The sequence below is a fragment of the Streptomyces nitrosporeus genome, from assembly GCF_008704555.1.
Taxonomy (GTDB): domain Bacteria; phylum Actinomycetota; class Actinomycetes; order Streptomycetales; family Streptomycetaceae; genus Streptomyces; species Streptomyces nitrosporeus.
This window is the reverse complement of record NZ_CP023702.1, coordinates 1-20,877: the sequence shown is the minus strand read 5'-3', so window position 1 is coordinate 20,877 and position 20,877 is coordinate 1. Positions and strand designations below refer to the sequence as shown.

The 20,877-nt window shown below is 69.1% G+C and carries 19 protein-coding genes and 1 pseudogene; 15 read left to right on the top strand and 5 right to left on the bottom strand.

Features of this window, described 5'->3' with window-relative positions:
- Window positions 1-73 precede the first annotated feature (73 nt).
- Window positions 74-760, bottom strand: a complete 687-nt coding sequence (locus CP967_RS00090) for a TetR/AcrR family transcriptional regulator (protein WP_150485938.1) — start codon at window positions 758-760, stop codon at window positions 74-76.
- A 109-nt stretch (window positions 761-869) separates the two neighbouring features.
- Between CP967_RS00090 and CP967_RS00085 the strand changes: the two genes are divergently transcribed.
- The 8 genes and pseudogenes from CP967_RS00085 to CP967_RS33805 all read left to right on the top strand — a co-directional run bounded on the left by CP967_RS00085 (window position 870) and on the right by CP967_RS33805 (window position 8,974).
- A complete protein-coding gene (locus tag CP967_RS00085; RefSeq protein WP_150485937.1) occupies window positions 870-1,853 on the top strand; it encodes a GNAT family N-acetyltransferase in 984 nt (327 codons plus the stop codon).
- A gap of 877 nt (window positions 1,854-2,730) precedes the next feature.
- Window positions 2,731-3,063, top strand: coding sequence for a hypothetical protein (locus CP967_RS00080; RefSeq protein ID WP_150485936.1), 333 nt, complete (start codon window positions 2,731-2,733; stop codon window positions 3,061-3,063).
- Window positions 2,969-3,214: pseudogene (locus CP967_RS35325) on the top strand (helix-turn-helix domain-containing protein); the annotation flags it as partial. The gene CP967_RS00080 and the pseudogene CP967_RS35325, both read left to right, overlap by 95 nt.
- Window positions 3,215-3,260: 46 nt before the next feature.
- A complete protein-coding gene (locus CP967_RS00075) occupies window positions 3,261-4,583 on the top strand; it encodes a transcriptional regulator (RefSeq protein WP_425281751.1) in 1,323 nt (440 codons plus the stop codon).
- Entirely contained in the window at window positions 4,583-5,155 is a 573-nt protein-coding gene (locus tag CP967_RS00070) for a transcriptional regulator (protein ID WP_150485935.1), read from the top strand. The genes CP967_RS00075 and CP967_RS00070 overlap by 1 nt, the downstream gene beginning before the upstream one ends.
- Window positions 5,110-6,969, top strand: coding sequence for a DUF2637 domain-containing protein (locus CP967_RS00065; RefSeq protein ID WP_280116533.1), 1,860 nt, complete (start codon window positions 5,110-5,112; stop codon window positions 6,967-6,969). The genes CP967_RS00070 and CP967_RS00065 overlap by 46 nt, the downstream gene beginning before the upstream one ends.
- 722 nt (window positions 6,970-7,691) lie before the next feature.
- Complete coding sequence (locus CP967_RS00060) at window positions 7,692-8,027, top strand: hypothetical protein (protein WP_150485933.1); 336 nt, start codon at window positions 7,692-7,694, stop codon at window positions 8,025-8,027.
- A gap of 404 nt (window positions 8,028-8,431) precedes the next feature.
- Window positions 8,432-8,974, top strand: a complete 543-nt coding sequence (locus CP967_RS33805) for a hypothetical protein (RefSeq protein WP_167535291.1) — start codon at window positions 8,432-8,434, stop codon at window positions 8,972-8,974.
- A 238-nt stretch (window positions 8,975-9,212) separates the two neighbouring features.
- Here CP967_RS33805 and CP967_RS33800 read toward each other — a convergent pair whose 3' ends face one another.
- Complete coding sequence (locus CP967_RS33800; RefSeq protein WP_167535290.1) at window positions 9,213-9,356, bottom strand: hypothetical protein; 144 nt, start codon at window positions 9,354-9,356, stop codon at window positions 9,213-9,215.
- Between the two features lie 559 nt (window positions 9,357-9,915).
- On the opposite strand from CP967_RS33800, the gene CP967_RS00050 reads away from it, so the two are divergent.
- The 3 genes from CP967_RS00050 (at window position 9,916) to CP967_RS00035 (ending at window position 12,549) form a co-directional block, all read left to right on the top strand.
- Window positions 9,916-10,725 (top strand): ParA family protein, encoded by an 810-nt coding sequence (locus CP967_RS00050; RefSeq protein ID WP_167535289.1) that lies wholly within the window; start codon window positions 9,916-9,918, stop codon window positions 10,723-10,725.
- Window positions 10,726-10,727: 2 nt separating this feature from the next.
- On the top strand, window positions 10,728-10,970 hold the full coding sequence (locus tag CP967_RS00045; protein ID WP_150485931.1) for a hypothetical protein: 243 nt from the start codon (window positions 10,728-10,730) through the stop codon (window positions 10,968-10,970).
- A gap of 760 nt (window positions 10,971-11,730) precedes the next feature.
- Window positions 11,731-12,549 (top strand): hypothetical protein, encoded by an 819-nt coding sequence (locus tag CP967_RS00035; protein ID WP_150485929.1) that lies wholly within the window; start codon window positions 11,731-11,733, stop codon window positions 12,547-12,549.
- Between the two features lie 80 nt (window positions 12,550-12,629).
- Here the strand turns inward: CP967_RS00035 and CP967_RS00030 are convergent, their stop codons facing one another.
- Complete coding sequence (locus CP967_RS00030) at window positions 12,630-13,544, bottom strand: hypothetical protein (RefSeq protein WP_150485928.1); 915 nt, start codon at window positions 13,542-13,544, stop codon at window positions 12,630-12,632.
- A 5-nt stretch (window positions 13,545-13,549) separates the two neighbouring features.
- Entirely contained in the window at window positions 13,550-14,224 is a 675-nt protein-coding gene (locus tag CP967_RS00025) for a P-loop NTPase family protein (RefSeq protein ID WP_150485927.1), read from the bottom strand.
- Between the two features lie 840 nt (window positions 14,225-15,064).
- On the opposite strand from CP967_RS00025, the gene CP967_RS00020 reads away from it, so the two are divergent.
- The 3 genes from CP967_RS00020 to CP967_RS00010 all read left to right on the top strand — a co-directional run bounded on the left by CP967_RS00020 (window position 15,065) and on the right by CP967_RS00010 (window position 17,854).
- Window positions 15,065-15,526: a hypothetical protein gene (locus CP967_RS00020; protein WP_150485926.1), complete on the top strand. Its 462-nt coding sequence runs from the start codon at window positions 15,065-15,067 to the stop codon at window positions 15,524-15,526.
- Window positions 15,527-16,638: 1,112 nt separating this feature from the next.
- Window positions 16,639-16,986: a hypothetical protein gene (locus CP967_RS00015; RefSeq protein ID WP_150485925.1), complete on the top strand. Its 348-nt coding sequence runs from the start codon at window positions 16,639-16,641 to the stop codon at window positions 16,984-16,986.
- 625 nt (window positions 16,987-17,611) lie between these two features.
- Complete coding sequence (locus tag CP967_RS00010; protein WP_150485924.1) at window positions 17,612-17,854, top strand: hypothetical protein; 243 nt, start codon at window positions 17,612-17,614, stop codon at window positions 17,852-17,854.
- Window positions 17,855-18,699: 845 nt separating this feature from the next.
- On the opposite strand, the gene CP967_RS00005 is transcribed toward CP967_RS00010, so the two are convergent.
- Entirely contained in the window at window positions 18,700-18,891 is a 192-nt protein-coding gene (locus CP967_RS00005; RefSeq protein ID WP_150485923.1) for a hypothetical protein, read from the bottom strand.
- Between the two features lie 248 nt (window positions 18,892-19,139).
- Here CP967_RS00005 and CP967_RS33795 point away from each other — a divergent pair, with 248 nt between their 5' ends.
- A complete protein-coding gene (locus CP967_RS33795) occupies window positions 19,140-19,319 on the top strand; it encodes a hypothetical protein (protein WP_167535288.1) in 180 nt (59 codons plus the stop codon).
- Window positions 19,320-20,877 lie beyond the last annotated feature (1,558 nt).

Sequence of the window (20,877 nt, the reverse complement as noted above, 5' to 3'; positions counted from 1 at the left end):
CATCACGATGTGTTCGTGGGCAACCCGTGCGGCCGTCCCGTGAAGCCGGGACGGCTCAGCACGACTGCCCGCCTCAGGCGGTGGGCGGCGGAGGCGTCAGGAACGGCTGCAGGTGATCACCGTCCGACGCGGTGCCGCGTACGGCGTCCGGGACCGTGCCGGGCCCCGGCCCGGCGAGCCGGGCGACGAAGCCGTCGACCATGGCGGTCTGCACGTCCCCGGGAAACCGTCCGGGATCGAAGAGGGCCTGGACGACGAGCCCGTGGACGAAGGCGACCGCGGCGGCGGCCAGTTGGCCGGTGTCGGCGTGCGGGGGGATCTGCCCGAGGCTGCGCGCCGTCTCGAGATGAGGACGAAAACCGGCGCGCAACCTCGTGTACCTGTCGCCCTGCTGGGCGGCCAGAGCCTCGTCGGCGAGGGACAGGTCCCAGGAGCTGACCCAGATGCGGTTACGGGCGGTGCCGGCCGGCGTGAGCGGCAGGATGTCGAGCAGCATGGCCCGCACGGTGGGCAGGCCGTCGGCGGGAGGAGTCCGGCGCGGGCGTCCCGCCGTGTCCTGTTCCAGCAGGTCCAGCGCGTGCGTGACAAGAGCCCGCTTGCTCGGGAAGTAGTGCGTCAGCATGCCGGTCGAGACACCCATGGCGGCGGCCACGGCGCGCAGTGTCAGACCGCCGAACCCCTTGGCGGCAAGGACGCGCCACACCGCCTCGGACATGTCCTTGCGGCGAGCCTCGTGATCTCCGGGTGCGGGCGGCGGCATGGCGCTACCCTACATACCAAACGCTTGTTACGCACCCTTTCGGCCACGTGCCCGCCGGCAGTCTCCCTGCCGGCGCTCCGGCCGGCCCGACCTGGAAGGCGGAACGCCCATGCTCACCGCCCCGCTCGACGACCACGCGCAACTGCGCCCCCTGGAGCCCTGGCAGGCGCCGGAGTTCCTGGCGCACATCGACCGGGCCCGCCCCCTGGTCGACCCATGGATCCCCTGGGCCTCGCTCACCACCGACCTGGCCACGGCCACGGCCACCCTCCAGCGCTACGCCGACCTCTCGTCCGCCGACAACGGCCGGATATACGGGATCTGGCTGGACGGGGTGCTCGTCGGCGGCGTCATGTTCACCCGCTTCGACACCTCCTCGGGGGTGTGCGAGCTCGGCTGCTGGCTGGAGGAGGCCGGGCAGGGCCACGGGCTCGTGACCCGGGCGTGCAGGGCGCTGATCGACTGGGCCTTCACCGAGCGCGGGATGAACAGGGTCGAGTGGTGGGCCTCCGCCGGCAACACCCGCAGCACCGCGTCCGCGCGCCGTCTCGGCATGACCCGGGACGGCGTGCTCCGGCAGCGCTACCCGTACCGCGGGCTGCGCCACGACAGCGAGGTGTGGTCCGTCCTGGCCCAGGAGTGGCCGCCGGCAGGGGACCGGTCCGCACCCTCGTCCGGCGACCGGGCGGAGATCGACCGCCTGGCGGACCTGTTCATGGGCTCCTTCACCAACACCGGGGGGAGGCACCCTGATCTGCAGGTGATCCGCGAACTGTTCGTCCCGGAGGGGACGATCGTCTCGAACACCGGAAACGATCCGGTGATCATGGATCTGGACGCTTTCATCGAGCCGCGTCAGAGAATGCTCACCGACGGGACCCTGACGGAGTTCTCCGAGTGGGAGGTCTCCGCGCGGACGGAGATCTTCGGATCCGTCGCTCACCGGTTCAGCGAGTACCGCAAGTCGGGCACCCGGGACGGAGTGCGCTTCGAGGGCCACGGCCACAAAACCACCCAGTTCCTACGGACCCGAGCCGGCTGGAGGATGTCCTCCATGGCCTGGGACGACGCACCGCACCGTCTCCCGGGATGACGCGCACCCGCCGGGTCCGCGGCAATGGTCCACCGAAGCCGACGCGACCGCGCGGATCACCGAACGGCTCCGGCTGCGCCGTGCCGTGGTCGTGCCGGCCACGAGGGGCGAGGCCCAGGAGTCCGGTACGCAGCCGGCGGTGGACACGCTCGGCGCGGCGATCCTTTTGGAGGGCGGCTCGCCGGCAGGGCGGTACGCATACGGCCAGCCGGTCATCCGCTGCGTATGCAGGAGTTGCAACCCGTTGCCCCGCGGCCTCGACGCCATCGTGCTGCCGGTCCCCAACCGCACCGCCGCACGGCTCGTCAACGTCCTGCGCCCGCTCATGGCGCAGGACGTAGGGCGTGTGGTCCGTACCGGGGTCCTCGTGCCGCACGCCGTGGACAGCGATGATGACCGCCGAGCGACCAGTCCCTCCTCGTCCGGCGTGTCACCGCCGCCTTCCGGGCGCACGCCCCCGCAGAGCCCGTCGCCCCGCCGCGCCGGGCAGGGCCGTGACGCCTGCCGTCCCCCTCACCCCGCCGCCTCCACCGGCCCACGCCGGAGTGGGCGGCTTTGCTCGGTGAGGCGGAGACGAGGATCCCCGGTGGGGTCTCGCTGCCGCATCCGCTGCTGCGGCCGATGTTCGCGTCGGGGGTGAACCGCAGGTGGACCAGCTCGGCGCGAGGTGTGCCGCACGGGGCGCAGGTGCCCTCGCGGACGCCGTGCAGTACCTCGGCGTGGGGCCTTGGCCATGTGCCTCCTTGGCCGCCCGGGCGGCGGCGGGCTCGCCGGTCCGTCGGTCAGTCCGATAACTCTTCAACTTGTTGCGAAGTCCCCCCAGCCGCTGATAACTTTCCAACAAGTTAAAAAGTCGAATGGTGGGAGGGCGGACAGCGTGCTGCAGATCCAGCTGGGTGCCGAGCGGCCGGCTGACGCGGACGACCGCCTGGGGCGCGCCACGGTCGGATGGCATCCAGGGATGCCTGAGGACGAGGCATGGCAGGCGGGGCGCGGTGTGTGGAAGTTCAACGCCGACCGGGCTCTGTCCCAGGACGAGGTGCAGATCATCAACACCGACGGCATCGTGCTCGCCGTCGCGAGGATTACCGGGATCTCCAAGCACGGCGACCGCTATGCCCTCGAGGGCGACCTGCTGCGCGGTGACCCGCGCGTGGGCCGGCCCACCCCGAGCCCACACCTGTCCCGCAACCCTGTTACCTACATCTGAAAGCCGCGGTGTGATGAGCGACTTCGACGCGATCGACTCGCTGCTCGCCTCAGTGGGCCCCGAGGCAAAACTTCCGCAGGCTCAGGTGCGCCGTAGCCTGCGCGAACAGGCTGGTCTGTCGAAGGCGCAGGTGGCCCGCGCGCTCGGAATCAGTGCCTCCACACTGAGTGCGTGGGAGGCGGGCCGGGACCCGTCAGGTGAGACCCGGGCCAAATACGGCTACTTCCTCGACGGGCCTGGCCGCCAAGCTCGGTACGCCCGCGCACGCGAAGACGCCACCCCCGCCAAAGTCCCCGTCCGGCGGCACGGACAACGCCGAGCCCGACGAGGGTGTGATCCAACTGGCCGACAGCGAACCGTGTGTGCTGTGCGGTCACCCGGCGGCCCAGCGGATGGCTGGGTTCGCCCAGCACCTGGACGCCGCCGAATGCCACGCCGCCGCACCCGCGGCCGACGGCTCGGTGGAACCTGCCCCGCGCCGGCCGGAGCCTTCCGCCCCCGCGCCCCAGCGGCCCGCTGCCGACCGCCACCGCTCTACAGCCCGGCGCGCTGTGCAGCTCCCCAGCGAGTCAGCCGACCTGATCGGCCGATCGGTACGGGCCGCGCTCGAAGCACACGGCGGCGACGCGGAAGCGGCGACAGCGGCGCTGGTGAAGAAGGCGATCCCGGACGCGATGGCCCTGCTCGACGAGACACGCAAGGGCGGCAGGTACGACGTGATCGCCCATCCGTGGATGCCGGACATCCTCAAGAAGCAGTCCGCGCGCGGCCCCGACCAGGTGTGGGAAGCCCGGCCGAAGTGGACGCGGACCGAACTGCCGCCCGGCGAGCACAAGGTGACCGCCCTCGACATCAACGGCGCCTACCTGTCCGCCCTCAAGACACACCTCCCACTGGGCCAGCTGGAGCACTCCACAGGATCCGACCACGACCACCGCCGGGCCGGCGTCCACCTGATCACCCCGGCGCGCTGGGACCACGACGACGTGCTGCCGAACCCGATCGGACAGCGCGACGAGCCGGGCCCCCTGTGGATCACCGAGCCCACACTGCGCCTCCTGCTGCGCCTGTCAGGCCCGAAGTACGGGCTGTGCGAGCCGCCCGAGATCCACGAGTCGTTCACCTCCGGAGCCACCGAGGGACTGCTGGAGAAGTTCCGCATCGCACTCAAGGACGCCCGCGACACCGCGATCGCCACGGACGACGAGGTGACGCTGGAGTATGTGAAGGCGATGTACTCCAAGTTCGTCTCCACGATGGGAGCCTCGAACTACAACCGGGAACTCTACCGCCCGGACTGGATGCATCTGATCCGCTCCCAGGCGTTCGCCAACCTGTGGATGAAGGCCCTCAAGGCCCACGACGAAGGCCTGACCGTCATCCGGGCCATGGGCACCGACGAGCTCCACGTCATCGGTGACTGGCGCAAGGTCTTCCCCGAGGGCCGCGGCGTTGCCGAAGTCAAGGTGAAAGACGAATACGCTGCCTGTGGCGCGAACGCGGCGGGGGGAGGAGCCTGATGCCGGACCGGAATCACGAGTTCGGAAGGCTCGGCGCCCGCGGCACCAGGGGAAGCGAACTCGTCGCCCGCCGCCTGGACGCACTGGTCGACTTCATCGTCACCCCCGTCACCACCCCGCGTGGTCTGCTCGCACGCCTCCACTACCTGACGACGTCACCCAAGGCGATGAAGGCCGCCCGCGCGGCCGGGCTGACCGTCACCGACCGCACACTGAAGGCATGGCTCGCCGGCACCCAGAACCCATCGAAGGCCAACCTGGAACGCGTCGAACAGGCCTACCGCACCGTGCGCCGCCACAACGTCGCCCGTCACCTCCTGAAGCGTCTCAACTCCTCCGGCGGCACCCGGGTGGAAATCCACCCCCTCGACCAGTCCCAAGTCTCCGCACCCCACCGGCGCACCCTCGAGTACCGGCATATCAACGTCCGCCGCTGGGACCACATCGTGACCGCCTGGACCACCAGTGACAGCCACGCCCTCGACGACGCCTGGACCACCGGTGTCCTGCCGGACCTGGGCAGCCAGTGGGGCCAGTACGAGTACGTGACGAACATCGGCTTCGCCGCCTGACAACACCAGGACGCGTTCTCGGCACGCACCGCCCACTCGGCCTTCACACCCACCCGGGCCACCCCGGTACGGGTTTCGGGTTGTCGTACGGGGTGCTGCGTGACGCCGCGGAGGGCTGGGGCTACACGGGGTGGAAGGCGGACGCGTTCCCGCTCGGGATGGACGGGCTGATCATCGCCCTGTACACCGCTGACCTGTGGCTGTCCTGGAAGCGGATGTCCCGGCCGTGGGTGCGGATGTGCGCGCACGTCCTGACGGCCGTCACGATCGGTCTGAACGTCACGGCGGCAGCCGAGGGCATGGAGGGCTCCCCGGGCCTCTGGCAGGCATTCCAGGCCGATCCCGGGCGCCTGGGCAGCCACGCGATGATGCCGTTCGCGTACGTGATCCTCACCGAGGTCGCCCGGTGGGCGATCGTGCGGACCGCCCGCATCGAGGGCGGCTACCTGGACGACCAGGCCCTCACCCTGGCGGACTGGGTCATGAACTACCGCGTCACCAAGACCATCTACCGGCACGCGAAGGTCCACGCCGCCTCCTACGCCGAGGCCCGCGCGTTCGTCCGGGAGCTGGCTGTCTACCGGGTGTGGCAGAAGGAGCGCGTCCGCTACACCCGGGGCACCGCGCAGGACCGGGCCGCGCTGCTGGACCGGATGCCCGCCCTCCTGGCCCCCTACGGCGTCACCGTGGTCGAGGCCCGTGCCATCCCGGCCCGCATGCACGCCCAGGAGCAGGCCCAAGAGCAGGCCCAGCGCCAGGCCGAGCGTCAGGAGCGTGAGGACCTGGAGCGGCAGAAGCACGAGGAGGAGCAGGCCGAGCGCGACCGTGCCCGCGAGAAGGAGCTGCGCGAGCAGACAGAGCGCCGGGAGCGTGAGCGTCAGGAGCGAGAGGACGCTCACCAGGCTCGGATGGACGTTCTGGCCAAGGAGGCCGACCAGGCCCGCCAGGAGGCGGAGCTGGCCACGCTGAAGGCCACCGCGGACGGGGAGACGCGGGCCGCCGCGCACCGTGCCGAGGCCACCGCCGCGACCGCCGGCATCCAGGCGCAGGCCGCCCTGTCCGCCGCCGAGGCCGAGCACCAGGCCGCCGAGACCGCCCGCACCGCCGCCCTGCGCCGCAAGGCCGCCGAGGACGCCCAGGCCGAGGCCGCCGCCGCCGCCGAGACCCAGCGGCTGGCCGCCCAGGCCGCCCGGGCCGAGCGGGAAGCGGCCGAGGACGCCCGCAAGACCGCGGTGGCGCTGAAGGACGAGGCAACCGCCCGTGCTGAGGCGGCCCGTCTCGACCACGAAGCCGCCCTCGAGGAGAGCCGGAACGTCCGGCTGCGGGACGAGGCCGCCCGCCTGGCCCACGAGGGCCTCTCCGCCGCGGAGCTGGGCCGTAAGACGGCCGAGGAACGCCGGGCCGAGGCGGCCGCCGCCGCCGAGACCCAGCGCCTGGCCGCCGAGGCCGCCCGGGCCGAGCGGGAAGCGGCCGAGGACACCCGCAAGGCCGGCCTCGCCCTGAACGAGGACGCCCGGGCCCGCGCCGAGGCCGCCCGCCTCGCCCACGAGACCGCCCAGCGCCGCGCCCAGGCCGCCCGCATCGAGCGTCAGGCCGCCGAGGACGAGGACACCGCCCGCCTCCAGCCCCGCGAGCGCGCCGTCCGCAAGGTCGCCCGCATGGTCCTCGCTGCCGGTGGCGACGCGGTCGCCCTGTACGAGATCGAGCAGGCGTGCGGCGTCAAGCAGTCCACCGCGTCCGACTACCTCACCGAGGCCCGCACCCTGATCGCCAACGGCTACGGGCAGGAGCACCAGGAGCACGCCCACGCCTGACCAGCACACGCACCACACAGAAGGGCCCCGAGGCGCTCAAATCGCCTCGGGGCCCTTCCGCGTGCCCTGCCACCGTACCGGCCGCTACGGGCCCCCAAGGGCCGTTCGGTATCCCGCGCCACCACGGCTGCGAAGTCGGGGCGTTGTGGGTCGTGGCTCTGGGCTCGCGTCCGCGGACATGCGTGAGCGGCGGTCCGTACGCTGGGTACAAACCGCCGCTCAGGTGTGACTCTGATCACGCTTGTAGGAGGTGGTGCCGCTAAACGCCGCCTCCGTGAGTCCGTCCAGGCTGTGAAGCGGGCTCGGGAACCAGAGTGCGTGCCGCGGCTTCCAGATATGGAAGTCCCGGACGATGTCGGACGCCTCCGGACAGTATCGGACGGCTCCGGACAGTGTCCGGCTCTGAGCAGCATGTTTTGCCTTCTCTGCATCCGGCCGCCGGACGCCCTGAGTGCCCGCCCGGACACTAGCCCGTTCCTGTGCTCCGCACTGACCGTGCGTTTTGGGGCATTGGTCTATTTATGCCCTGTCAGGAGTGTCTGGGGGGAACGCTGTTGACGCGTCTGCCGAGGCGCGTGGGCAAGCGGGAATAGAGAGTTGGAACCGTCACCCCGCGTGAGGCAAGCTGGAAGCAGGACGTCGAAGGCGACGTCCTGGGGGCCCGCTAACCCCCGCTTTTTTTGTATCCGTCCAGGCTCGAAGACCAATAGGAGTGTGGCTCGTTGACGTCGTTGTGGCGTTTCGTGCAGGGATCCGGCTGGGTGCTCCAGCCCGTCCCGACCTTCCAGGACCCCCTGCCGGCCTCTCAGGGGTGCGTCATCACCCCCGGGGTTGCCCGGGGGTTCGGCCTGCGTAAGACCCTGCGCTGGGTCCGCAAGATCGTGATCATCGCCGTCCTCATCCTCACCACGGCCGCCCTCGCGCTGATGTGGCACACCGGTCACGAGACCGAGGTCGCGGTCGGACTCCTGGCGCCGGCCCTCATCGCCGCCGTCACCGCGGCGTACGGAAGCCTCAAGAGGTTCTTCCGCACCGGAGGTGAGTTCGCATGGAGGTGAACGGGTTTTCTCCCTCCCCCACGCTCGAGAAGCTCATGGAGGGCCGTCAGCGCACCGTGTCGGCTCATTTGCTCGCTTGGCTCGCGCACAGAGCTGCGACCGCCGAGACAGCGGTCAATGTGCGTCAGCTTGCGAGAGGCGCCAACCTGGCAGTTGCCGACGTGAACAGTGTGATCACGGGGAGGCACGTACCAACCCATGACGTCTTGGACAGGATCTGTGTGTCCATCGGCATGGGGGTGGCAGACCGTGCGTTTCTTCAGCAACTCCGCCGTCAGGAACAGTCCCTGGCTCACGGGCAGTTGCCCCAGCATGGGCAGGACTTCGTCCGCACCGGTATCCGTAGGGACGATGTCCTTTCGCGGCAGGAGCTGCCGGAGCGGCAGGAGCTGCCGGAGCGTTGGATGCTGCGGGAGCAGCGGGAGCGGGAGCGGCAGCGACAGCAGCTGCAGGAGCGGCTGGAGCGGCTGGAGCGGCGGGAGCAGCAGGACCGGCGGGAGCAGCAGGACCGGCGGGAGCGGCAGCTGCAGGACCGGCGGGAGCGGCAGCAGCTGCAGGACCGGCGGGAGCGGCAGCTGCTGGAGCGGCAGCTGCGGCAGGAGTGGCGGGAGCGGCAGCCGGTGCCGGCGTTCGGGCAGCCTGACCCGATGCAGGTGTCCTGCACCGCGGAACTGGTGGCGGCGCTCAAGGCCGTGCACGTCTGGTGTGGTGCTCCGTCCCTGCGGGAGCTGGAGCGGCGCAGCAACATGGTCCTGCGGCGGAGCTCGATCAGCGACATGCTGCGGGGAGAGTCCCTGCCGGACTACGAGCGGTACGTCGCGTTCCTGAGGGCGTGCGGCGTCGGCGGGGCCAACCTTGAGACGTGGGTGTTCATCTGGCGCCACCTCAAGGCGCTGGAAACTCCGGGTACCGCTCCCTGGATGCCGCGCGTCACGGCATCGAAGTAGCCCAGCCCGTGCCGTACGGGTGGGCCGGCAACTATCCGCTGCCGGCCCACCCGCCCAACTGAGCGGGAGGGGCGCGTCACCCCGAATCCTGATCGCCACCGCACCACAAGGGGGCCCCGAGGCGCTCAAATCGCCTCGGGGCCCCGCTGTTGTGGTGCCACGGTATCGCGGCCAGGAGGCTCTTGTGCCGCTTGCCGTGCGACGGGTGGAGGGCGGTGCCCTCCACCCGTGTTCCGTTCTACCTGCGGTGCATGAACAGGCTGCCACCGATGGTGCAGACCGCCGCTGCGGTGGAGCCGAGGGCGACGGCGGCTTCCGTCCGGTCGGTCAGGGCCAGGACGAGGACCCCGGTCATGGACAGCACGCCCACGAACAGGATCACCCAGCCTGCGATGCCCGACTGACAGTGTCCTTCGGTACTGTCGCTATTAACGCTATTAAGTTGATGCACAGGCACCTCTTCGGGTACATCAGAGATTGCCATGGGACCTCTTCTCTCTTCAGGGTGACAGGACGGAACCCATCGGCAACGTGGGGGAGACCGCTGTACGACGGCCGGCAAGCAAGCCGTACAGCGGTCTCCCTCAATGGTTGCCGGGGCCTGCCAGCACTTTACGTAATGCCGCTGACACCCGCTGCCGTCCAACTAAGCCGCGCCGCAGGATGATTGGGCCCGTATCACATGGCGTCGGCACTGCATCGATGCAGATCAGAGGGTTGGTAACCCACCGCTGTCCCGCGCACCCGGGCTCGTATCGCAAGCGCTGTTCGATGTACGAATCCTCAGCGAGGGCGCCGCATCACACCGGATCCAAGCAAGCGCGGAACCACGGAACCACGGAACCGTGATATCCCGGACTGGTTCCGTCCGCTGATCTGCGAAAGGCCCCGCCATGGGAGCACCGGCCCATCCGCCCCCCGTTCTGCCGCCACACGTCGCCGTGGCCAACCACAAGGGCGGTGTCGGCAAGACCAGCACCACCGTGGGCCTGGCCGCCGCGGCGGCCGACGCCGGCGAACGCGTCCTGGTGGTGGACATGGACCCCCAGGGCAACTCCACCCGACGCCTGCGCGCGCAGCTCCCCGCCGCGCTGGAGGACCGCGCCGCCGCGAGCCTCGCGGGCGTCCTGCCGTCCCCCGGCCGGGGAGAAGCAGCCCGCATCGTCACCTCGTGCGGCTGGAGCGCCCCCTACAGCAGCCGTATCGACGTCCTGCCCTCGGATCTCGACCTGGAGCTGCTGGGACTCACCGCCGGCCTCCCGGGCGCGGAACGGCGCCTGCTGCGGGCGCTCACCGGAGTGGTCGACACCTACGACCTGGTCCTCATCGACTGCCCGCCGTCGCTTCTGTCGCACCTGACCGACAACGCATGGACGGCCAGTGACTACCTGGTCGTGCCGTGCGAAGCAGAATTCGAATCCGTCCAGGCCGCACGCCGGGTATCCGAAAGAATCACTCGTGACCGCCATAATCTCAACCCCGACCTCAGTATCGCGGGAATCATTCCCACCCGATACCGGGCCGCTCTGGGAGTGCACCGCGCACGCCTGGAAGACATGGCGAAAATTTCCGGACCGGAAGCAATCTGCCCCACCAGATTCCCGGAACTCGCCGTCATGAAAACCGCCACGGAAAAAGCGCTCCCCCTCGCAGAATGCGGTTCCCAGGGCCGCGACATGGCAGCCCTGTTCCGAGACGCCTACACCTGGCTCCGCAAACGAATCTCCCACCTCCAGGAAAGCGCCGCCTGAACATGCCCAAGTACGACGAGGTCCCCCAGGACCCGCAGCTCCCCTCCAAGCAGCCCACTCCGGACGCGGACCCCTACCGCTCCTTCACCTCCGAACTGCCCGTCAGCGTGGCCCGCGCGCTCCGCGCCACCGCGGCTCTACGAGGAGCCACCGTCAAGTCCCTCCTCACCGAGGCCGTCACCGACTACCTCACCCGCGAGGGCGTCCCACTGCCCCACCCCACCCCCGGGACCAAGAAGCCATGACCTGACCACGCTTCGCTGGATCCACCGATCCACCGATCATGGGACCCACGGACCCACGGATCCACTGATCACGGGATCCACCGATCCAGCGAAGCATGAAACCACGGCTCTCTGACCTGCGATAACACCCGCGCAGCCATACAACCCGGCCCCTCCCCACACGCCACGGGACGACCCTGAGCCGCCCCACAAAGCTGCGCACGGCCGGGCCAGACAGCCCGCCCCGCCCGCAGCCGCCCCCTACGTCTCCGGAGCACAGCCCACCCGTCCCCGGAGCGCCCACACCCGCGCCCGGAGTCCTTCCCGGCGCCCCCGGAGACACCCGCGACGCGTCCGGAGTACCGGCACCCGCGCCCGGAGTTCTTCCTTGCGCCCCCGGAGGCACCCGCCACGAACCCGGAGACCCACCACCGGGCAGCCGCCCACGCCCGGAGCCGGCCCGACCCGCGCCCGGACCACCGGGCCGCACGCCCGGAGTGAATGACAGCGCACCCGGAGGAAATCTCTGCACCCGCCCAGATAAAGAATTCAGACCGCAAAAGACGCCACAACTGGATACCCATCACAGTGACAGCACCGTAGAGAATGCGCCCAGGCTCGGAGTAATCCCTGCCACGCTCGGAGTGACTTAAGGAGCATCCGGAGTGCTCGATCCAGAGTTCTCCGCCACCCTTTATAGGGCCGTCCAGTCGGCAGATACGCTCCCGCGATCCAGATTCATTTATGCCGGACCGGTAGTGGTTGGTTCGTGTTTCTGCCCGTGCATCAGAAGGCGCTTGCCCTGCCCGCCCGGATGCGCCGCGCCGAACAGCAGCCCACCCAGCGCCACGCACGGGCACTGGAGCACCAGAAGGAGCTGGAGGCCACCGCGGCCGAGGCCGAGCGCCTGAAGGCCGCGGGGGAGCTGGCGCAGCTGCGTGCCCGTGTCACCGGACAGGAGAAGGTCGCCCTGGCCGAGGCCGACGGCGCGAGTGCCGCCGCCGAACTCCAGGCGCAGACCACCCTCGCCGCCGCCCGCCGCGCCGCCACCGAACAGGACCGCCGGGCCGCCCTGGAGGAGGCCGCCGAAGAGACCGCGCAGGCCACCGAAGCCGACCGGAAGACGGCTGAAGAGCGGGCCCGGATCACGCGGGCGGAGGCCGACGAAGCGCGCGCCACGGCGGACGAGGCCGCCGCGAAGGCCCGCACCGAGGAAGCCGCACAGGAGATTGCCGCACGCCGTAAGGCGGCTGCCGCAGATCTTGAGACGGCCGCCGAAACCGAACTCCGGGCCGCCGAAACCGCCCGGTTCGCCGCCGAAACCCGCGCCGCCGCCGCCCACGCCGAAGCGCTGTCGTCCCTCGACGTCGTGCAGATCAAGACCCGCGTCGCCGCCCGGGTCCTGCTGGCCGACCCCCAGGCCGACGGCGCGACCCTGGCCGCCGCACTCGGCGGCGCGTCCGCCTCCCGCACCTCCGACTACCGCAAGGCTGCCCTCGGCCTTATCGCCCAGGGCTACCCCGAGCACGACCCCGACCTCACCACCACACCCGCCGCCGGCCCGGCCACCATCCCCGGCCAGAACGAGATCACCATCTGACCTGACAGCAGTACAGCACGGCACAGGGGGAGGCCCCGGGGCGCACCAATCGCCCCGGGGCCTCCCGCGTGATGAGGACGCTATACCTGGTCGCGGGCAGCGATCCAGCGCTGGAAATCGTCGCTGGTCAGAGCGTCCAGACCGGCCAGAGCGTCCGAACTGGTGAGAGCTTCCAGGAGGAGATCCGCCGCCTGGTCGGGACTGACCTGCGCCCGGTCCGCTCCGCTGGTGATCCACGCACTGAGCCGTTCGACGTGATCCACGCTCAGCACCCACCGCCCGCCCTCCTCGGCCGGACTGGCACCGTCGGCGCTCATTCCCAAATTTGGGAATGAGCCGTCCCGGCTGTGGGGGACGATCGTGCCCACCACCGCCTCGTCACCGCGCTTGGTGCGCCCGCCCGGGGTGGACTTGCTCGGCTTGCCGGCGGCGGGCGCAAGCTGGCGAGGGGCGAACAGCGCCTCCAGGCGCTCCGGCTCGACGCCCTCACGCAGGAAGTCCGCGAGGTTGGCCACCACGTCAGCGGTCACCCGGCGTCCGGCCTGCTGGCCGTGGCGGCGCAGTTCGGCGTACCAGCGGGCGACCGATTCGGCACCCTGCTTGTCGGCGACGTCGACCAGGGCCCGGACGTGGGAGTCCGGCGCCGGCCGCTCGCACGCATCCGAGATCGCCTTCGCCACCGGCCACTCACCGATCTCGCGGTACGCAGCGGACTCACTGATGCCGTCCCACTCATCGTCCAGGTACTCCTGGCGGGTCCGCTGCCCGTCCTCGCCCCGGTACAGCTGGCGGCTGAACGCCACGGCGAGCGCCTTGCCCCGCATCCACTTCGCGACCTGGTGATGGTCACGGGCAGCGTGGACGCGGTCGAGCGTCTGCTGCTCCTTGGGTGTCAGGGGCCCGGTGCGCTCGATGTCCTGCGGTTCGGGGAGCAGCTCGGGCACGAACGCGCGCGCCCGGTCCCGACGTGCCACCGCTCCTTCGGTGTCGGCCATCCCGGTCACCGGACCGTGGGCAGGTGCCCGCGCTGCGTCAGCTCGGTGATCAGCGCGTCGTAGGGGGCCTTCCGCTCGGGTTTGTCGCAGGGGAAACCCACCGCGGATGCGATGGCCTCGCGCCGGGGGATCCGGGTGGAGAGCACCGTCCAGGCCGGCTCGGTGCCGTCCTTCCCGCCGCCCGTCAGCAGGTCCGCGTACTTCTTCGGGCTGGCCGCCTCGGCCTGGCACCGGTTCAGCAGGACAACGGTGGTCGGCGGCTGCCCGCTGTCGCGCAGGGCGGCGGACCGCTTGATGACCTTGGCCAGCGGGGTGCCCCGCTCCGGCCGCGTCAGCCGCTCGTAATCGGGCTGCGTGGGCGAGAGCGTCACGATCGCAAGGTCCGCGACCTCCAGCACGCTGTCCACGACGTCCGGGTGGTTCTCGGCGTGCCCCGCGTCCACCACATTGATCCGCCCGTGGTCCATTGTCGGGTAGACCGTCTCCGCGAACGCGGGGGTGTCCGCCTCGTGGACCTCGCACGGGAAGTCACCCGCGTCCCGCGCCCACGCCGACAGTTGCAGGGACTCGTCCGCGTCGTAGCAGGCGACAGCGTGGCCGGCGCGCGCCAGGGCGTAGGCCAGGAGCCCGGTGTTGGTCGTACCGCCCATGGTGCGGGGCTTGAGACTCGCGATCAGCATGTGCGCCACCCTACGGCCGCCCGGCCGGACGACTCAGAGCCCCCCGCACCCGGACAGCATGCAGGGGTCGAGGACGGGTCCGCGAAGCGACGGTCGGCGCCGACCGTCGCTTCGCGGACGCTGCTGCGGGGCTCGCCGGGGGGCCGGGGCCCAGTAGGTCCGGCGGGGTGCCGGAGGCTGGACACGGCGCGGCACGGACACTGCCGGACCGCTGTTCTGCTCCGGCGGCGCCCCGGCACTTGTTGCCCACGGGGGCCGAGGAGCTGTTGGACTCCGGCTCCGGTTCGGTCCGCGCCAGTTCATCGACGTACGGAGAGGGCGGCGCGGCGGGAGACGTCGCGACGGGCGACGCGGTGAGGGCGGCAGGGTGGTGCCGGGGCGCGGTGCTGTCCGTCGGTGTGACCGCCACACATCCGGTCAGGAGAGCGGCGAACACGACGGTAAACACGATCACGGGGCGCATGCGCCCACCGTGCCGCAGGACCCCGATCCCGGCCCGGAGCGCGCTGCACCCCACCGGTACGGGTGACGCGGTCACACGACGCTGACCCCCTGACACCTGTTCAGGAACGCGGCCCGGCACGGTCGAGAGCTTCCGCAAGACGTACGTCAGGCGGTGCCGCGAGTGCTGCTGCCCGCCTGCCCTAACTTGTATCTGGATGCAAGTTACGGCGCGTAACTTGCATCCAGATACAAGTTAGCGCTGGCGCTTGCACGGCAACCCCCTTGCCGAAGGTGCCGCCCCCGGCGCGGGTCCGCCGCCCAGCACTGGGAGACGACCGAGGGCACCGGTCGCTATCTCCTTTCACCAGTTGCTCCGGCACGTCGGATACTCGCGCCATGCAGACCACAACAGGGCTCGATGCTGCCGCCGTCTCCTTACGGGCCTGGCTCAACCGCCAGCACTTCACGGACCTCACCGCACGCGAGGTCACCCAGTTCTTGACCCGCACCACCATCGAGTGGGCCGCCGGCCTCAACTACCACGCCCGGCGGGAGGTTCGCCTCCCTGCCCGCCCAGACCACCCTCATGCCGAACTGCTGGACCTCCGCCTCAAGCACCGCTCAGGTAAGGGCCGGCCCATCAGCATTGAGATCGACCGTGGTAACAAGCTCCACTCGCTCAACAAGCTCGTCAGAGCCGCCGAACTCGGCGACCACGCCCTGTGGCTCCGGTGGAGCCACGGACACGTCCCCATTCCCATCCCGCCCACCGTTCGACTCATCCGCGCCCACGTTCTCCGCCGCCGGACACCCACCGGCTCCAACCGGATCTCTCTTCAGGCCGGCGACTGCGGCTGATTTTCCGAACCCGGACGCATCCCGCAGCCGCGTACGGCAGTTGACCGGTCATGGACGTGATCGACAGCATCCCCGGAGGCGCGCTCGGCGGCGGCGCCCTGGCCGTGGCCGTGCTCCTGGCGGTGATGGCCACCCAGGGCACCCCCACCGAACGGAGAGAGTTCAACGCGGCCATCGAGAAGGGCTTCGCGGCCGCGGCCGCCGGCATCGGGCGGTACCTCGGCGGCCGGGACCTGGCCGAAACGCCCCGCAGCGAGGCGACGTGGTGGCGGGCGTTCCGCTGCCGGATGACCGGCATACCGAGACCCCGGTTGCCGCGCTCGGTGCCGCGCTTCCCCTCGCATCGCCCGCATTGCCCCGGCGGACCGCCGTGCCCGAGAGGCCACCGCCCCGGTGCGTCTCCTCGGCGGTGCCGTGTTTGTGCTTCTGGGGGAGATGGCTGCCCCGTGTGCAGCAGTTGAGGGCTGTTCCGGATGTGTACCAGAACGGCAACACTGCCAAGGCGGGATGGTGTTGTAGCGGATGATGTCTGTAATCCAGCACAACTAAATCGATCTTGGAGGAACTGTGGATACCACTCAGAAGATCTCTATGTGGTCCGCCGTGGCCGTTATCGTTGCTGCGGTGATCACTGGTACCGCGATGCTTCTTGCGGATTCCGACAAGGGCAGCGTGAGGAACGATTGCAGCACAACCTCGTACTGTGCTGGCCGGGATGTTAACAAGAGCGAATGATGAGAGACCGACTGCGAGTGTCGAAGGGGCATACCGTTCACGGTGTCGTTCTGGCGGTGAGTGCGGCCCTGCTTCTATCGGGGTGTGGCGATACGACGAAGATCAATACGCAGAACAACTGCACTACAGCTGCCGACTGTGCCGGTCGTGACCACAACGAAGTTGGTCAAGGGGTAGGTAAGGGCACGGAACGGCCAGGTGGAAGCACGCCCCGGGCTTCGTCTGCCGCGTCTGCGGAGGTCAAGAAGCCTGCCACATACGCTCTTGTTTACGAGAGTAAAACCATTGGGCTAACACTGCCGGACTGTGGCGGGAGTTGGTATGCCGACTTCGAAGAGCGAACTTCCAAATTTTACTCAAGCGAAGATCTAACCGCTATGAAGACACAGGCTGCCAATAACGGTCAGCAGGTGTCGATTGATTTCTACTACGGAAACTGTGTGTGGGGCGCATTTGGTAGTGCGAACCCTTGGGGGGTCATCTCCTCGGAGCCGACAGGGGCTGAGGACTGTGCTGAGTCTGCGCAAAGCTCCGGTATGGATTACATCAATCTCGCGCCCATCAAGAATCAAGGTCAAGTGAAGCCAGGCACGCTGATCTGCACAGTTACCGATGCAGGGGTGGCCTTCCTTCGAGTGAAGAGCTTTGGGCCAGAAGCGGGATCCGGTTCGATGAATTCTCCCAGCCGTGTGGTGCTTTACGTGACCCTCTGGAAGAAGGGGTGACTGAGGCTGACCGATTCGGCCCGTCTGCCCTGGTGTGATGTGTCGGCTTCATGTCAGTGGGCTGGCGGCAGTGACGGTTGATCAGGCAGGGCGTGTTCTTCCAGCTCTGTGGCTTATGGCGATGGCTGGCCGCTGACACCAGGTGGTGCCTTGTGTCTAGATGACTGGCGCGGAACGGCACGTCCGCAGGTGGCTCACTGTCATGGAGGCGGTATATCGCGTCGGACCCGAACCGCCTTCGAGCGGTGAGCCGAGTGTCGGTCATAGAAATCCCGTCATGGTGGAACGTGGTGACGATGTGGAACGTGGTGACGATTCGGATAAAAGTGACCGTCCATCAACTCTCATTGTGACTTCAGTCACATTTGTTGTGGAGACGCAGAATTAGTGCCGGAGGGAAAGGGGGTGTGGGGGTACCCTGCCCATAAAACCAAGGTTTTATGGGCAGGGTACCCCCACACCCCCTTTCCCTCCGTTGCTAATTCTGCGTGCTTGAAATGCGTGATTGGGGACCAGCGGCCTTCGTGTGCAAGCTATTGGCATGCCGAGGCAACCGCTTCGGTCGCAACTGCTCACACAAACGCAGCACCGGCCATCTTTCCGGGGTCAGAGTCGGAGATGGCCGGTGAGCGTGGAGGAGATCCCGCATATGAAACAGGTCCTCGTCCGCTTCCAGTATGCCGCCGGGCTCAACCGCCGCGCGGTTGTTCTGGTCGGAATCGGTACCACCGTCACGGCAGGCGTCACCGCAGCGATCATTTGGGCACCGGTCGAAAGGGCGGAGCTGGTCGTCAGTCTGGTCTCGCAGGTCACCGCAGCGATCATTGCCACGGTAGGCGTCGAGTGGTGGAAGCGCCGCCGTTCGTGACCCGCTGCGTCGCCCCCTCGGCCGGGTCGGCCGAGGGGGCGACGCTACAGGCGGGTGGGCAGGGGCGGGTGTTGCGGCGGAGGTGGCGGCCAGGGGCAGGACGAGGCAGATGGTGACGTCCCACCAGGGCGCGCCGGCTGTGACGGTCGCGGGGGTGAGGTACATCTGCTCCCCGCGCCCGCGGCTGCGCTGGAGGTGGCCCGGCTGTGCGAGAGGGTGGCCCGCGTCGAGGCCACCGCCGTTGTTCTCCGCCGGCCGTTTCCGTCTTCTGGGGCTTCGGCGCCCGCCCGGGCCGCCCACCGCCCGCCTGCCCGGGAACGGACGATGGTAGCTCGGTTCGTGCTGGGGCGGGTGTCGGCGTCCGTAGCGCCGGCGGGAGGTCCGCGATGTGCTTGCCCCGCGCCCTGAGCTGCTCCCGCAGATACTTGGTCTCCGCTTCGGCCAGCTCCCGCCCGTGCCGCTCGGCCGCCACGGCCAGAGTGTGCTCCTGCCGTATCCGTTCCAGCTCGTCCATATCGCCGTCGTCGCCGTGGCCGTGCTCCTGGTGCTCGCCGGTCCCGGCCGCCACCGAATCCGCAGCCGGCATGTCGGGGTCGGCGGGGGCGTTCAGCCGGAGCCCGGTGGCCAGCAGATCCTCCACCGGGATCAGCCACCCTCGCGCCTGGTCCTGGACCGCGCGGGGCAGGTTCCCGGCCTCGCGGTGCCGGCGGATCGTCGTGCGGCTGGCACCGCACGTGGTGGCGGCTTCCCGTTGGGTCGGCATCGGACGCGTCGTCCCTCTGCCCTGTCCGCTCCGGTCTGCCCTGTCCGTCGTGCCCGCCGGTCGGCCGGGTGGCCCCCGCCTGTCACCCAGCTGTGGTGGGGTCGGTGTTGAGCGGGCGTCGCCCGGCCGGTCGGAGCGTCGGTGTGGCGGCGGTGGTGCCGTCCGGGTGCTCGGTGGTGGGTACGGCGTGCGGCACCGCGTCCGGGTCGGGCGACAACCCCGGGTTGTCGGTGGCGGGTGCGGGGTCGGTGCCCCGCGGGTGGCGGGTGGTCACCCGAGGTTTCTCTTTTCCCGGGCAGGTCACCGGCTTCCTTCATCAAAGGGGGGTGAGGGGTTGCGTGGCTGACCCCGTCGTGCCGCAGTGTGCTGCCACAGTGCCCGACCGTCCGGTTGTCCAGCCCTCGCGAGTTCGCTCCACGCCCTGCCAGGACCGTTTCCGGGTCCGGCTGGAGCGGGTTCTCGCGAGACGTTGAATGACCGGCGGCCGGCGCGGACTGTAGGCCCCGCGCTCATCCGGAGCGCTTGCCGTACTTGAAGGAGACCCCCGTCATGTCCTCGCTCGTCCTGCTCGTCGTCGTCTTGTTCGTGCTCCTGCTTGTCGACCCCGCGCACCGCTACCTGAAGGTGGCGACCCCGATGCTCGTCGGCCTCGGCGGCATGACTGGCATCGCGGCCGTCGTCGTCCCGGTCGTGGTTCGGTGACACCCTGTCTCCCGCTGGGCCCTTTCGGAGGGGGCTTGCCTGGTAGCCAGGAGGCTTACCCACAGGGCTGCGGCCTGGACGGGGCAGGAATCAGATCAGCGGCTTGCCCGGCATCGGCCCTGCGACCGGCCCCGGCCCCGGCCCCGGGCCTGGGGGGGGGGGGTTCCGCCCGGCCCGGCCGGGGTGCTCTCGCGGGACGTCTTCCTGGCCCCTGAGAAGGATAGATGAACCGCTGCGTGCAGAGAGCTGGCTGCTGAAACGAGGTGGTGCTTCGTGCAGTGGCGGCTGACGTTCGGTGGCACATCCATAGGAGGCTCACCGTCATGAAGACGGTACATCGCAGGCGGGAACCGGCCACTTAGATGATCCGTAAAATGCAGCTCTGGGAGATTAGAGAGGTGTTTGCCCAGTGGATTGGCGTCTTAATTTAGCCCTAGTGAGTAGGAATGGTTTCAAAGATCTTGAAGATAGATATGTTTGCGATGTATCTTCTGGTTGAAACCTGAGGGGGGAAAGTGAATCTTTCGCGTACCACCGGTCGAGTCGGTATTGTTTTGTCTGCGACAGCCTTGGCGGCGGTCGCCGCATCGACTGCGCCTGCTGCGGCGTCAAGTGGGACCGCTAGTTGCTCCACTACTGGTGCCTCTGGATCTTCCTACACCAGCAATAGCTCGACTTACGGTAAGGCCGATGTTGTCCTGCGAGTTAAGGACACTTTGGCGGACGGGCATCACGTTCGCGTCCGCTATTTGACGCTCACTGCGTCGTTCTCCGTGAAAAAATGGTCCTGGCATTCTGAGACGGGGGGGAACGGGAGCAGTCTTGTTTACAATACTACTGCCCAAGATTCCGTGAATGGAATAGCGGACTATGGTGTAGAAATTGCACGCTTCGAAGGAAGCACGCTCCTCAACTCATGTACGGATTGGGTGGGGGCAGGACCAAACTAGCCTCGATCTTCCGAAACGGTCCGCCGGTGCAGTCGGCGGACCGTTTCGGTTTTTATTACTAGATGTAGAGGGCTGTGCTGCCCGAGGGGCCCGCCAGGTGCACAGACCGCTCGGTGGCCGCGCTCACTCTGGGGATCTTTGATGTCCGTCGGATGCCGGTGGCCTGGGCGGCCACCGCGAGCGGAAGCAAGCCCACAGGGCGGGTTCGGGCGGTATGCCGGTTTCGGTGAAAGTGGTCCGGGAGCCCGGGACGGCGTTGTAACGTCGCAGGTCAAGAAGACTGCTCCCTGCGCACGCAGGGGTCACCCCCCGTCGTCGGGCGAGTGCCGGTAGTGCTGGCTCTGTTCCTCGCGTACGTGGGGATGGCCCCGTGGTTCGCTCCGAGGGCTCGGGCAGGTCGAACTGCTCCCTGCGCCCGCGGGGATGATCCCACCGAGCATGAACAGGGGTATCGGTCAGTCCGCTGGTCCTCGCGCACGCGGGGGTGACCCTGCGGCGTCCGCCAGGCCGTGGGCCACGCCGATCTGCTCCCTGCGCACGAGGGGATGACCTCCCGGCCCTGGCAGCAGTCCGCCCACGTCCGCCCCTGCTCCCCGCGCACGCGGGGA